This is a genomic window from uncultured Aquimarina sp., from assembly GCF_947492115.1.
Lineage (GTDB): Bacteria > Bacteroidota > Bacteroidia > Flavobacteriales > Flavobacteriaceae > Aquimarina.
In genome coordinates, this window is the sequence record NZ_CANLMM010000001.1 from 783,956 (window position 1) to 798,953 (window position 14,998).

The following is a 14,998-nucleotide window of genomic DNA, read 5'->3' on the forward strand; positions in this document are numbered from 1 at the left end:
ATCAATAGCTATGTTTAGTTATTTAATAGTGTTTAAACGTATATAAAAACACAGAAGATAACATCATAAATAAGCAAAAGAGCCATCTCAACAATGAGATGGCTCTTAGTCTGTATAAGGTATATCTTTATTTAATTATTTCACTTTTGCTTATTTATTAGTACAAGAACTCTAATGCTACAACATCAAAATTAGAGAACTCTCCTTGTGTACTGTTATCATAACAAGAAATCATGATAGAACCTGAATCCAATCCAGCAGCACCCCATCTGTTTTCTGTTGGTGTACCAGGAATGTGAATTGCTCCAAAACCGCTTGGTGGATTTTCCTCGTTATTATTTCCACATCTTCTTCTCGCATAATCTGTATGTCTTAAACCTACAGCATGACCTATTTCATGGGTGATTACGTGCTCATTGATGTTATTATTACTATTTGCTAACCCTCCATCAATTCTAATTAATTGACCAGGTCTTCCACCACTTGGAAAATCGGCACGACCACCAACTCCGGTTCCTCCTTGATTGAATACTATCATATCAGCACCATTTGTATTAGATCCAAATGTTAATCTAAAATTTAGATTTGTGTTTAATCTATTAAAGTTATTTACAGCCCACTGTAATCCAGTACGCATATTTGTTGTTAAAGCACAACAAGACCCTGTAAATCCTAAAATATCTATAGTAGTATTTGCACCACTGATCAAATTAGTTGTTCTATACTGTTTAGTGCTGTTTTCACCTTCTAACATAGCGTAGTCACCATTTAAAAGTTTTTTACGCTCTAGAGCAATATCGCCAGAAATAACATACATGGTAGCATTACCGTCTAAATCTGTCATCATTTCTTTTACAGCACCATTAGGATTTACAGCTGCCTTGGTTAAAGCTTCTATTTCTTCAATTGATAAGTCTGATGCTAAATCAGGTTGAGCTTCATTAACATCATTTTTCTGACAAGAGATTACTAATCCTGCCACTACAGCGCTAAGCGCTAATAATTTGATTTTTTTCATTTCTAAGTTGAGTTTGTTTTACTACTAATAAAAGAATGTAGTTAGCATTCACATAGTAGCAAAATGTTTATAAAAGATACACCTTATGCAGACAGCAAAAGATATTGTGTTTATTTAAATTAATAATTTTCGAAAAGGATAAGGATTTTAAAAAATCTAAAACATAGAAATTTTTAATAGTATAGAATAGTATAAAAATATCTAAAAGCGTATGGTTAAATAAAAACCTTAGAAAGTCCTATTGATGAAGTATATCAAAATAAGTCCTATATTTTTTTCTGAAGGATTTGGTGGGCAAAAGATTGACCAAACCAAGTGGTTTAATTTTATTCGTCTTCATTTTAAGTAGTTGAGTTTGTATAATATATTAAGAACCATAGTTACTTAGTTCTACACTAATTTTTTTCCGAGGAAAATTTCACTATTAATGCGACGGCAAGATATATGTTTTTTTTAAAGAAAAAAGTTAAATACTAAATATTTTTTTAAAAATACGGCAAAACCGTAAATAAAATTCAACAAAAAGACGATAACTATTAAAAAAATGGGAAAAACATAAAATACATTATAGAGGTAGTTTTTTACCAAAATAAAACCTTTCCACTATTATAAAATACGGATAACATTATTCTATATAAGTATTTACACTAGTAGTAAGTTTACATGAGCTATGAAGCATTTTCTTGAATTTTAATGCTAAATGTTCATCATTGAATTTCATCGCCTCACTTATACTATTAGACAAAACCAATTCTCCAATTAGATACTCTACAAAATAAGTTTGATCATCGGTAAGCAATACATATTCGGTCATAAACTATTTATTTCTTAATAATAATTACCCTGCCAATAATTAACGAGTAATATATCATAATTCTAATTGTTCAAATTTACTTTTTAACAAGCCTACTTTTCACTACTGTTTTATGATGTTATCAAATTCTTATTCACAATCATATATATTTCAATTATAAAGGAAGTTTTAAGTTTAAAAATTCATGTTTTTTTCGTAACTTATTGATGGTCAAACATTAAATCATTCCATCATGAAACTCTTCCTTTTAATTACCTGTAGCTTATTCTCAATTAACACCTTCGATAATCATAATTTTAGTAGCACTATGGACTTATATAACCTTGAAGGTGTGTGGGACTTAAAACATCAGTTTTTATATGATCATAATGAAATTTCGGACACTATCTATAATATCAATGGTTATCGCCAAGTAAAAATGTATAGCAAGGGAAAAGTGATGTGGACACGTTTCGATCCGTCAGATAATAATGAATGGTTCGGTTATGGCACATATACCATAAAAGGAACCATTTTAGAAGAGCGATTAGAATATGCTTCTGGTCCAATGATGAAAATTGTAGACACTACCCAAGTATTTAAATTTGAACTAGTCATGAATAAAAATTCTTATCAGCAAATTGCAATCGATGAAAACGGACAGTATTCAAGATCAGAAAATTATATAAAAGTGGAATAAACTTCATATTTTGTTAGATTTTAAAATTATCAAAGGGATTTTAACCCGTAAATATGGGTTCTAATCCCCTTTTTTTATGAACTGTTTCCTTATACTTTTGTTTCAAGTTAAAAGTAATAACACACTATAATTTATCCCAGTTACAATCTTACTTTTTTTTCAGGTCTGAGAAATGGTAACAAGCTTCCCCATTAGAATCCCTATTTAGATAAAAATTAACTAATCAAACTAAATACATTTCTATGAAAGCACTTAGATTTTCAACATTACTAGCCATTTTTATTTTTACCTTTTATTCCTGCAAGAAAAAGGAGATTTCCGAAGAAACACAAGAATTTATTCAAGAACCAACAAAAGAGCAGCTCGATAAATTATTTAATATGGGTATCAATATAGATAATGTCTCTATTGAAGAAATCACTACTCCAGATAAAAAAACAAATACATATTTTATCTCAGGTGATATTATGGTACCTGTATCCGATTTAGATTCTTATGCAGCGTTAGAACCTTTAGAAAATGGAAATAAGCAATATCGTGATATCAATATTGTATCTCCAGCTAATAGAAACATCAATATTCTTGGGTTTACAGGAGGAAGTGCCGGTCTTACATCAAGGATGCAAACAGCCTTACGATGGGCAGTTAACAATTATAATGCATTACCAAATAGTCTTAATTTCAATCTTACGTTTGGCGCAAATATTGGAGCAGCCGACATCGTAGTATTCCAAGTTAATAACCCAAATGGAGGCGGAAGTGCTGGATTTCCTGATTTATTAGGTAAACCTTATCCTTGGGTTAGAATTAACTCTGGAACCCAAGCTTTTAGTACTAATGTTAATGAACATGTAATCACCCATGAAATTGGACATTGTCTCGGTTTAAGACATCAGGATTGGATTAACCGACAAAGCTGTGGAAACACTGGAGGCATACAAGTAGAACCACCAGCGATTTGGATACCTGGAACACCAACTTCTCCAGATGCAGATTCGATTATGTTGGCTTGCTTTGGCAGTGATGAAGATGGAGAATTTACGGATACAGATAGAACAGCATTGAATATACTTTATTAACCATATCACATATCTTAAAACCTTTTAAAGCCATATAATTTTTTATATGGCTTTTGTATTCATTAAACCTTTTTCTTTTCAACTAGTCTTATTAGCGAACATAAAATTTAATACTATGAAAACTATAAGAACTCTAAAAATAACATTACCATTATTAGTCGTAATCTTTTTAATAGGAAGTAGTTTTACCATTGCACCTTTAAAATGGGAACATTTGGGAACCAGAACGGTGAATTACAAATTAGATAGAGATGTTATTAAAGTAACGGCAAAAGATGGAAGATTTAAAAAACTAAAACTAAAGGTAACTAATGGTTCTCTAAATATGCACAGAGTGGTTGTTCAATACGGAAATGGTGAAAAACAAGTAATCGCTATCAAAAAGAATGTTGCTAAAGGCGGAACAACTAGACTTATCGATTTAAAAGGAAATAAAAGAATTATAAGAGATATTACATTCTTTTATGATACAAAAAATTTATCTAGGAAACGTGCTAAAGTACATGTTTTTGGCAAGCACTAGTGGTAAATATTTGATATAAAAATGTTGAAGTATTTTATAGTTTATAGAATACTTCAACTTAATTTAATAAATAATACCCGCATTTTAAATATGCTCCTTCTTTAAAAGCAATTGGATGATCAATATCATGAAATGTTTTTTCCAATACCGTAAAACTTCTACCAGCATTGATAATATGTTCTTCACATATGCTAAAAAAAACATCTGATTGTACTCTAGAAGAGCAAGATGCTAACACTAAAATCCCTTTATTCACTACTAAACGAGCACCAAGTCTTGCTAACCGAGCGTAGCTATTTTTTGCTCCATCTATTTCACTTTCTCTTTTAGCAAATGAAGGAGGATCGATTACCACAATATCGAATCGTTGCTTATCATCGATTAATTGTTGTAAACCTTCAAAAGCATCTGCAACCATAATATTATGAGTTCCTGAATGCGTATTAAGCTGAGCATTCTCTTTTGCCATTTCCAAAGCATGCTTACTGATATCGAGGCTTGTAACCTCTTTTGCGCTTCCTGCTAATGCGTGAATAGAAAAACCTCCTGCATACGAAAAAACATCTAGTACAGTTTTATTATTTGCTAATTCCCCTACTCTTTTTCTATTATGTCTATGATCTAAGAAATACCCAGTCTTATGACCTTTGATAACATTCGCGGAAAACAATACACCATGCTCTCTGAAAATTACAACTTCATCTTTTAATGCTCCATAAATAACATCACCATCAGATACACCGAAGGTATTTCCACTAGTTTGCAAAGATCTACTTAATCGTAAAACTACCGTATTACAATTAGAGACTTCTATTAAATGAGGAACGATCCAATTTAAATATGGAAACCAAATATGAGAATATAATTTTATTACTAATACTTCGTCATATACATCGGTGATAAAACCTGGCATTCTATCATTCTCTCCAAAAAGTAATCGATAACTATTGGTGTCCGTTTCTAATAAAGGTTTTCTTAGTTGATAAGCTTCCTGAATCCTCGTGGCAAACCAATCATTGTTTATCTGAGCTGCTTTTTTAAATTGAATTAATTTTATCCGAATTGGAGAATAAGGGTCGTATAATCCTATAGCCAGTATCTTATTCTTTTTATTATCATAAATAATTGCTAAGTCCCCTGCATTGCCTTTGTTACTCTGTTTCGCAATACTGTTTTCAAAAATCCATGGATGCTCCTTTCTAACCATTTTTTCGGCAGAAGGTTTTAGTTTTATCGCTAGTCGTTGAATTGTGATATCTGGAATAAGATTCATATTCTGCAAGAATAATAATATTTTTTAGTTTATGAGAATTATTACAAATAAAAACGGGATTGTATGTGCAAGACAACCCCGTTTTAACCAAAACTTTTTAAAGTGTAACCTATATCGGAAAAGTCAGATTAGACATATGATAGGTGTGACATCTTACATTGAGATTTAAGAGTATTTCGCGTGTAATATATTTGTTGGTTAATTATAACACGAATGTTAATAAAAGTCTGGTTTCTTATTATAAAAGTAAAACAATTATATCATTTTCTATTGCGTCTTAACCTCAAAAAAAGTGGAAGAAAATAGTTGGAATTTTAACAAAAAAAGAAAGCGCCCATCCCAAGAAGTATCAGGATAAACGCCCAAAAAAAGTATTGTTCGAACTTGTAAATATCAAGTAAAGTAAATCTCGCTTTTTGATTGTTAATCGAATCGATTCTTATGTTTAAAAAGCATACATCCCAAGAAGTATCAGGATCTACCCTCTTTTAGTATTCAATTCAACTTTTGTTTATCTAGTAATAGATCTTGTTGATTTCTCTACTGTTTACATCTATATGACGCACATGATGTAATATTGTTACACTTTATTTTATTTTTTTTTTGAATAAAAACAACAAAACCTATCAAATCCCAGTAAAATCAACAGGTTTCAGGTCAAAAAAAAATCATTTTTCTTAGATAGAAAAATGATTTTTATAAATTTAAATGCTTTTTACTGTTCTGAATTATAGCTTTTTAGCATTCTTTACTTTAGTTTTTGTCAAAGCTAATTCCAAAACTTCACTCATTTCTTTTACATAATGAAATTTTAATCCTTTTAGATATTCTTGCTTTATTTCATCAATATCTCTCTTATTATCTTCGCAAAGCAGAATTTCTTTTATATGAGCTCTTTTTGCTGCAAGTATCTTTTCTTTAATACCTCCTACTGGTAACACTTTTCCTCTTAATGTTATTTCTCCAGTCATTGCAATACTCTTCTTTACTTTTCTTTGAGTAAATAAAGAGACTAATGAAGTAAGCATTGTAATTCCAGCACTAGGTCCATCTTTTGGTGTTGCTCCTTCTGGAACATGAATATGCACATTATAGTTACTAAATATTTCCTGATTAATTCCAAGAACATCTGCATTGGCCTTAATATATTCCATGGCTATGGTAGCAGATTCCTTCATCACTTTACCAAGATTACCTGTAATGGTAAGACTTCCTTTTCCTTTTGATAAGATGGATTCGATAAATAAAATATCGCCACCAACACTGGTCCAAGCCAATCCGGTAACTACTCCTGCTACCTCATTGCTTTCATATTTATCGCGTTCTAATCGAGGAATTCCAAGAACTTCTACCACATCATGATTACTCACCTTTACATTATAGGATTCATCCATAGCAATATTCTTGGCAGCATAACGAACCATTTTTGCTATCTGTTTTTCTAATCCTCTAACTCCTGATTCTCTAGTATATCCTTCAACAATTTTCTCTAATTGAGCCTTTCCTATTTTAAGATGAGATTTATCTAACCCATGCTCTACCAATTGCTTTGGAAGTAAGTGTTGTTTTGCAATTTCTACTTTTTCCTCTATTGTATAACCTGTAACATTTATAATTTCCATACGATCACGCAAGGCAGGCTGAATTGTATTTAAACTATTAGAGGTAGCAATGAACATTACTTTAGAAAGATCGAATCCCATTTCTAAAAAGTTATCATGAAACTCCGAATTTTGCTCAGGATCTAATACTTCTAACAAAGCTGATGAAGGGTCCCCTTGATTTCCAACTGAAAGTTTATCTATTTCATCCAAAACAAACACTGGATTACTAGTCCCCGCTTTTTTAAGACTTTGGATAATTCTACCAGGCATTGCCCCAATATAGGTTTTTCTATGTCCTCTTATCTCTGCTTCATCTCGTAATCCACCAAGTGAAATACGCACATATTCTCTACCAAGTGCTTCGGCTACTGATTTCCCTAAAGAAGTTTTACCTACTCCAGGAGGACCATAAAGACATAATATAGGAGATTTCATATCATTACGAAGTTTTAGCACCGCTAAATATTCGATAATACGTTTCTTTACATCATCTAATCCATAATGATCTCTATCTAAAATCTTTTTTGCTCTTTTTAAATCGAACTGATCCTTACTAAATTCATTCCAAGGAAGATCCAAGAATAAATCCAAGTAATTACGTTGGATAGAATACTCGGCAACCTGAGGATTCATACGACGCATTTTGGATAATTCTTTATCAAAATGCTTCTGCACTTTCTCATCCCATTTCTTTTCCTTACTACGTGCTTGCATTTCCTCTATTTCATCCTCATGTGAAACCCCACCCAGTTCTTCCTGAATGGTTTTCATCTGCTGATGAAGAAAGTACTCTCTTTGTTGTTGGCTCATATCATGCTGAACCTTATTTTGAATATCGTTCCTAAGTTCTAACTTTTGGAACTCTAAATTCATGTATTTTAATGTAGCAAGGGCTCTATCCTTAATACTATCAATTTCCAGTATCTTTTGTTTTTCTTCTACTGGCAAATTAAGATTCGAAGAAACAAAATTGATCAGAAAAGAATTACTCTCTATGTTTTTGATAGCAAAAGATGCCTCAGAAGGAATATTAGGGCTTTCCTTAATAATCTCCAATGCTAAATCTTTAATTGAATCAATAATCGTATTAAACTCTTGATTTTCTTTAGCAGGTCTTATTTCTGGAACTTCGATTACCTTTGCCTTGATATAAGGATCTTCGTCAATAATCTGATCTATCTTAAATCTCTTTTTCCCCTGTAAAATAACTGTAGTATTTCCATCAGGCATTTTAAGCACTCTTAAGATTCTAGCTACTACTCCTATAGTATTAATATCTTTAGAACCTGGGTTTTCTACATCTTCTTCCTTTTGAGAAACGACCCCTATAGTTTTATTCCCGTTATTGGCTTCATTTAAAAGCTTAATAGATTTATCTCTACCAGCAGTAATCGGAATTACAACACCTGGAAACAAAACTGTATTTCTTAGAGGTAAAATAGAGAGTACCTCTGGTAAATCTTCTTTATCAATTTCCTCTTCATCCTCTGGTGTCATTAAAGGAATTAATTCAGCATCTTCATTGATCCCTTGAAATGACAAACTGTCAAGAGTTGTTAATTTGGATTTTGTCATAAGTATATATCAAAGTCATTTTGTCATTTGAACAAAATAACATTATTGTAAAAATTAATTTAATCTAACTTTAGAATCGGAAACACCTATAAAATAAGGATATTAACGATATTTCTACTTAACTAATTCAATTGTTATGCCATAAACTTGAAAAAAAATATTTCAAAACTGTAACAAAATACAACTAGCTGTATCTTTATACTAAAACAAATTATTTTTTTTGACACTAACCGAACTAAATACAGAGCAGCTCATAGAAAGATGCCGCAAGCAAGATCAAGGAGCGCAGATGGAAATTTATAATCGCTATTACAAAGCAATGTACAACACTGCTTTTAGAATTATAAAAGATTCTGCAGAAGCCGAAGATGTTATGCAAGAAGCCTTTCTAACAGCTTTTACAAAATTATCTATGTTAGAGGATAGTAAACTATTTGGTTCGTGGTTAAAAAAAATAGTAGTTAATTCAAGTCTTACAATATCTCGTAAGCGTACTACCTATGGTGAGGTCCCTTTAGAAGCCGTATCGTATGCCCTTACAGATGAAACAGAAGGGGTTGTAAGAGAAGATTTAACTAGTGTAAAAGCAAATGCAGTATTACAAACGCTAAAAGAATTAAAGGAAAGCTATAGTACAGCATTGTCATTACACTTAATTGAAGGGTATGATTACGAGGAAATTTGCGAAATATTGAATATATCTTATTCTAACTGTCGCACCCTAATTTCTCGAGCAAAAGAAAGTCTACGTAAAAAATTAGTAGTTGCATGAAAACCGAAGATGAAATAGACAAATTATTTGAACGCATGGGAAATCAACTTGATGTATTTGAACCATCAGCTGATCATAAACTTCGCTTCTTAGAAAAATTGCAAGCACAAAATCAAGTAATTGCTTTACAACCTAAGAAACGAAATTGGATAAAATCATTAGCGATTGCTGCATCAATAGCAGTATTAATAGGTATGATTTCGATCGCTCCTATTTTTCAGACCAATGAAAAAGCTGAATTAGCTAGTGTTTCTCCTCAGATGGAAGAAACTCAGAATTTCTTTACCGTTGCTATTCAAAATCAATTAGAAGAAATAAGCAAAAATTCATCTGAAGAGACTAATGCACTTGTAGATGATGCTATGAAACAATTAGAAAAATTAGAGACTAGCTACGAAATTTTAAAAAAGGATTTAGTAGAAAGTAGCAATGACAAAAGAGTTATTAGCGCTATGATAAAGAATTTTCAACAACGCGCTTCTCTTTTAGAAAATGTATTAGAAAAAATTAACGATATCAACAAATTAAAATTATCTGAAAATGAAACCAACATACTATAAAATCTTATGCTTTTTGTTTCTTATTCCGACTTTGGTGTTAGCCAACAACGGAATGAAAGGAAAGTATACAAAAGAAAAATCTTTGAAAAAGGAATTTTCTGTAAACAGTAATGCTTTACTCAAAATTAGTAATGATTATGGAAATCTAGATATTACATCTTGGGACCAAAACAAAGTAGTAATGGAAATCACCATTAAAGTTAATGGGAATGATGAAGAAAAAGTGATCAAAAAATTGGAAAGTATTGATGTTGATTTTGAATCTAGTGCTTCATTAGTAGATGCTAAAACTACCTTTAATAAAGAAGGAAAATCCTGGTGGTCCAAGTTTTCTGATGGATGGAACGGAAGTAACATTAAAATGGAGATTAATTATAATGTAAAAGTACCCATAACTAACAATGTTCAATTAAGCAACGATTATGGTAGTATTACACTAGACAAAATTGCTGGTAATGCAAAATTAAGCTGTGATTATGGACAAATTATTGTTGGCGAATTATTGGGTAATGAAAATTATATAAGCTTTGATTATACTCATAATAGCACAATAAAATATATGAAAGCTGGAAAAATTAGTGCTGATTACTCCGATTTTACCTTAGAAAATGGAGAAAACATCCTTCTTAATGCAGATTATACCAAATCCAGAATAAAAGCTATTAAAGAATTAAATTATAACTGTGATTATGGTAGTTTAAAAGTTGAAAACGTTGGTGTTTTCAAAGGAAACGGAGACTACTTAGATACAAATATTGGTAATGTTAGCACAAGCGTAAACATTAATTCTGATTATGGATCGATAGCCATTGATAATCTGGAAGCTACCACAAAAAATGTGACTATTCGAACAGATTATACAGGTGTTGGTATTGGGTATAATTCCAATCTAAACTTCGATTTTAGTATTAGAACTTCTTATGGCGGAATTAGCCTTGACGATGATATCAATATCATGAAAAAAAACAGAGAAAACACTGATAAAGATTATAGCGGTTATAATGGAGAGAAAAATAGTGGTAATACTATTGATATTTCTACCAGCTATGGCAGTGTTAAATTAAGAAAAAATTAATCATTCAAATATTCAATCAATTATGAGAACAGTAACAATCATTTTAAGTTTAGCCATTTGTAGTATCACAACAGTAAATGCACAATGGTGGGGAAATAGCAAGAAAATTGAAGGAGATGGTAATGTAATTACCAAGACGAGAAATCTATCTGAATATGATCAGGTAAAAGTAAAAGGTAGCCTAGATGTATCTTTAGTATCTGGTACTGAAGGAAGCATTAAAATTGAGGGTGAAAGCAATCTCATTCCTTACGTAGTAACCGAAATTGATGGTGATGCTTTAAAAATTTATGTAAAAAAAGGCTATTATTTAAAGGTAAGCAGAAACAAAGAACTTATCATAACGGTACCTTTTAAAGATTTGAGCAAAGTAAGTCTTACTGGATCAGGCGATGTATATAGCGATGATGTTATTAAGGCATCTGACTTTAAAACCAGCGTTTCTGGTTCTGGAGATGTTCGATTAGCAGTAGAAGCAAATAATATCCAAAGTTCGGTTTCTGGAAGTGGAGACCTTATACTAAAAGGTACAGCCGATAATCTAGAGTGTACGGTAACAGGTTCTGGAGATCTAAAAGCATATGACTTAAAAGCTAAAGATGTAGTAGCATCAGTGACAGGATCTGGAGATATTAAAGTAACTTCTACATCTTATATAAAAGCAAGAGTTACAGGTTCAGGTGATATCGATTACCAAGGAAATCCTGAAAGAGAAGACAAAAAGGTATCTGGTTCTGGAGATATTACCAGACACTAAAAGAAGCATATTTCAATAATCCGAAAACTGCTTAAAGAAGTTTTACTTCTTAGGCAGTTTTTTTTACGTCTAATAATTTCTACTTTTGTAATTATCTTGATGTAAGTTAATAAGGGAACTAACATCAAATTAAAGTATACTACTTTAATAACCCCAAAACAAGAACGAACACGTTGCATTTTTTATCGAAAAAAGAAATTCCTCTTCATGATATCCTCCCAAAAGGGTATGTGGATATTCATTCCCATTTATTACCTGGTATAGATGATGGAGTACAAACAGTTTACCAATCTGCATACATCATTGAGCAATTCAAAAACCTAGGACTCACAAAAATTATTACTACTCCTCACATTATGAATGAAGTATGGCCAAATACTTCTAAAATTATACAGGAGAAACATAATGAAATGCAAAAAGCACTAGTTACTTTGGAGATCGACGTCAATTTAAAAGCAAGTGCCGAATATATGCTAGATGATTTATTTTTAAAGAGAATTCAAAATGAAGATATTCTTCCTTTGCATAAAAACTATATACTGGTCGAGATGTCCACTTTTAACCCTCCAATAAATCTAAATGAATTACTTTTTGAAATTAAATTAAAAGGGTACTCTCCTATTCTTGCTCATCCAGAAAGATATTCTTATTATCAGGATAGTCTTAATAAATATAGAGAATTGAAAGAGTCCGGTTTTTTATTTCAGCTAAATTTACTTTCGATTTCTGGATATTATGGCGAATTGGTCAAAAAAACGGCTTATAAAATGTTAAACGAAGATCTTTTTGACTTTGTTGGATCCGATGTACACAATTATCAGCAGTTTGAAACACTTGAAAAGGGCTTTTTACCAAAGTATATTGATAAAATTTCAAAACTTATGGAAAATAATATGATAGTTTTTAGTTAACCTTTAACTCCATATCCGTAGCCATAGCCATATCCAACCTTATCACCTGCGGCATTCAATAACACAGCCATATTTGGTAAACGTTTTTCTCTGTAGAAATTCTCAGGAACCTGAAGTATTCTTTTGTCGGAATAATTTTCTCTTACTATATAAATACTTAAATCAGCAAAATGACCAATTAGCAAAGTATCGGTTACTAAACTTACTGGTGCCGTATCTACAACAATATAGTCATAATTGTTACCTAGGTATTCAAACATTTCTTTCACCCTATCATTCATCAACAACTCTGCTGGGTTTGGTGGAATTACCCCAGAAGGCACTACAAATAATGGGTCTTGCTCTCCTTGTTCGTAAATCACATCCTCAGGTTTTAAATCCAAATTCATAATGAAATTGGTAAATCCAGGCGTATCTTTCCCCTTAGGTAATTCAAAGAAATTATGAAACTTAGGATCTCTAAAATCCGTTCCTAAATACGCAATTTTCTTTCCAGATATTGCTAATGTTTTTGCAAGGTTAGATGAAACTAAAGTCTTTCCTTCTCCTGATATAGTAGAGGTAACAAAGATAACTTTTCCAGTTTCTTTATGATTACCTGCCATTAAGAAACCTAAATTCGTTCTTAGAATTCTAAATGCTTCGGCTACTGAAGATCTACTGTTTCTAGAAACAACAATTTTACTTTTCTTACTTTTTGTTTTAGGGATAGCTCCTAAAATTGGCATAGAAAGAGATCTTTCTAGGTCTTCTCGAGAATTTACTTTCGTATTAAATAAATCTAATAAATAGATCGTTAAAAATGGAAGTGCCAATCCAAGGAAAATGGCTCCAAAATAAATCATTTTCTTATTTGGAGATACTGGATAAGAACCAAGAGTTGAGGCTTTATCTATAACACGAGCATTCGATAATGTGATATGACTCGTAATTTCAGCTTCTTCTCTTTTTTGTAATAAGTACAGGTACAACTGTTCTTTAATTCCTTGCTCTCTTCCAATTGCAGTAAGTTCTTTCTGTCGAAGTGGAGCGTTATATAATTGTCCACTAAAATATTTATCCTGCGTTCTAAGACTATTTAAACTTATATTAATAGAGTTTTTAGCACCGTTTAAACTCGCTATTAATCCTTGTCTTAACGAATTAATTTGTTCTACAATATTAACAACCACAGGATTCTGTTCGCTAGAAGATTTTAGTAATCTTTTCCTCTGGCTTATTAATTGGTTATATCGCGCTACCGTAGAAGTAATGGAAGGATCCTCGAAACCTAATGTAGATGGTAGGATATCATATTTACCATCTTGACTTAACACAAATCTTCTTGTAGATTCAATTTTTCTTAATTGAGTTTCTAACCTATTTATCTCTTGAAGGTTTCTGGAATCTATATCTGCCACTCTTTGTGTTTGAGCAGAAACATCGTTTGTTAATCCAAATTTAGACTTGTATCCAGCTGCTTCGTCATCTACCGCGGATAAATCACCAGAAATGAGCTCTAATCTTTCGTTAATAAAACCAGCAGTTCTAGCTGAGGTAATCTTCTTGTTTTCAATGGTAGATTTATTATATTCTTCTACCAAATTATTAATGATATCCTTCGCTTTTTCTTTAACTGGATCATTAAGAGACAGTTTAACAATAGATGACCCTTTACCTATAGTGATTATAGCTAATTTATTTCTATACTTTTGGGCTACAATATTTACTGGAGTGACCTTAATATGGATAATCTTTCCTTTATTAGTTTGAATATCCTCGATACTAGGTGTTATAACAATGTCGCCAATACTTGTGTTGATAGTTTTTCCAAAAGAATGATCACTTAATTTCTGCCCTTCTTTATCAACAAAAGAAAAGTCAGTTTCAGAATTAATAAGGACTCTGAAATCCTTAGACTTGGTATGCACAATGGAATCAGCAGAAAGAAAATTAATCTCTACCACTGATTTAGGATAGTTTTCCGTTTCTAATACTCTTCCTTTGGTAAAGTATTGCACATTAAGTTTCAGATTATTCACTACGTTAGTTAGTAGCGTTCTTGATTTCATAATTTGAATCTCATTTTCGATTTTATTCTGAGAATCATCTAATAGTCCCAAATCTTTAAAAGCTGCTAATTCAGATTCGCTAACACTTTCCTCTTGAGATATTAGTATAGTTCCTGAGACATTGTATTCAGGAATTGTATAGCGTACATGAAGATAAGCTAGTGTTCCAAAAATGATTACACTAAGTAAAAACCAATACCATTTTTTTACATATTTTAGAATTTCATCTCTAAAATTGAAACTAGACTTTGGTGCAGTGTTATTAACAAACGTATCGTTGTTTTCCGTACTATTATTTGTAATCATA

General features: G+C 31.5%; 13 protein-coding genes. 8 read left to right on the forward strand and 5 right to left on the reverse strand.

Annotated features, from left to right (window positions below; translation table 11 throughout):
- Positions 1-157: 157 nt before the first annotated feature.
- Both Q1A73_RS03575 and Q1A73_RS03580 read right to left on the reverse strand, forming a co-directional pair.
- A complete protein-coding gene (locus Q1A73_RS03575) occupies positions 158-1,018 on the reverse strand; it encodes a M57 family metalloprotease (RefSeq protein ID WP_299601666.1) in 861 nt (286 codons plus the stop codon).
- A 625-nt stretch (positions 1,019-1,643) separates the two neighbouring features.
- Positions 1,644-1,832 (reverse strand): hypothetical protein, encoded by a 189-nt coding sequence (locus tag Q1A73_RS03580; protein WP_299601668.1) that lies wholly within the window; start codon positions 1,830-1,832, stop codon positions 1,644-1,646.
- 232 nt (positions 1,833-2,064) lie between these two features.
- Here Q1A73_RS03580 and Q1A73_RS03585 point away from each other — a divergent pair, with 232 nt between their 5' ends.
- The 3 genes from Q1A73_RS03585 (at position 2,065) to Q1A73_RS03595 (ending at position 4,113) form a co-directional block, all read left to right on the forward strand.
- Positions 2,065-2,511: a hypothetical protein gene (locus Q1A73_RS03585; RefSeq protein ID WP_299601670.1), complete on the forward strand. Its 447-nt coding sequence runs from the start codon at positions 2,065-2,067 to the stop codon at positions 2,509-2,511.
- A 242-nt stretch (positions 2,512-2,753) separates the two neighbouring features.
- Positions 2,754-3,590, forward strand: coding sequence for a M57 family metalloprotease (locus Q1A73_RS03590; protein ID WP_299601673.1), 837 nt, complete (start codon positions 2,754-2,756; stop codon positions 3,588-3,590).
- Between the two features lie 115 nt (positions 3,591-3,705).
- Positions 3,706-4,113, forward strand: coding sequence for a DUF2541 family protein (locus Q1A73_RS03595; RefSeq protein WP_299601675.1), 408 nt, complete (start codon positions 3,706-3,708; stop codon positions 4,111-4,113).
- 58 nt (positions 4,114-4,171) lie between these two features.
- On the opposite strand, the gene Q1A73_RS03600 is transcribed toward Q1A73_RS03595, so the two are convergent.
- Positions 4,172-5,386 (reverse strand): class I SAM-dependent rRNA methyltransferase, encoded by a 1,215-nt coding sequence (locus Q1A73_RS03600; RefSeq protein ID WP_299601678.1) that lies wholly within the window; start codon positions 5,384-5,386, stop codon positions 4,172-4,174.
- 728 nt (positions 5,387-6,114) lie between these two features.
- Positions 6,115-8,565: an endopeptidase La gene (gene lon, locus Q1A73_RS03605; RefSeq protein ID WP_299601681.1), complete on the reverse strand. Its 2,451-nt coding sequence runs from the start codon at positions 8,563-8,565 to the stop codon at positions 6,115-6,117.
- Positions 8,566-8,785: 220 nt separating this feature from the next.
- Between lon and Q1A73_RS03610 the strand changes: the two genes are divergently transcribed.
- The 5 genes from Q1A73_RS03610 to Q1A73_RS03630 all read left to right on the forward strand — a co-directional run bounded on the left by Q1A73_RS03610 (position 8,786) and on the right by Q1A73_RS03630 (position 12,640).
- Entirely contained in the window at positions 8,786-9,337 is a 552-nt protein-coding gene (locus Q1A73_RS03610) for an RNA polymerase sigma factor (protein WP_299601684.1), read from the forward strand.
- Positions 9,334-9,897 carry a hypothetical protein gene (locus Q1A73_RS03615; RefSeq protein WP_299601686.1) on the forward strand — a complete coding sequence of 188 codons (564 nt, stop codon included), beginning with the start codon at positions 9,334-9,336 and terminating at the stop codon, positions 9,895-9,897. The genes Q1A73_RS03610 and Q1A73_RS03615 overlap by 4 nt, the downstream gene beginning before the upstream one ends.
- A complete protein-coding gene (locus Q1A73_RS03620; protein WP_299601688.1) occupies positions 9,878-10,972 on the forward strand; it encodes a DUF4097 family beta strand repeat-containing protein in 1,095 nt (364 codons plus the stop codon). Before Q1A73_RS03615 ends, Q1A73_RS03620 begins: the two co-directional genes overlap by 20 nt.
- Before the next feature lie 22 nt (positions 10,973-10,994).
- Positions 10,995-11,729 (forward strand): head GIN domain-containing protein, encoded by a 735-nt coding sequence (locus tag Q1A73_RS03625; protein WP_299601691.1) that lies wholly within the window; start codon positions 10,995-10,997, stop codon positions 11,727-11,729.
- Positions 11,730-11,902: 173 nt separating this feature from the next.
- Positions 11,903-12,640: a CpsB/CapC family capsule biosynthesis tyrosine phosphatase gene (locus Q1A73_RS03630; protein ID WP_299601694.1), complete on the forward strand. Its 738-nt coding sequence runs from the start codon at positions 11,903-11,905 to the stop codon at positions 12,638-12,640.
- On the opposite strand, the gene Q1A73_RS03635 is transcribed toward Q1A73_RS03630, so the two are convergent.
- Positions 12,637-14,997, reverse strand: coding sequence for a tyrosine-protein kinase (locus Q1A73_RS03635; RefSeq protein WP_299601697.1), 2,361 nt, complete (start codon positions 14,995-14,997; stop codon positions 12,637-12,639). The genes Q1A73_RS03630 and Q1A73_RS03635 overlap by 4 nt on opposite strands.
- Between the last annotated feature and the right edge of the window lies 1 nt (position 14,998).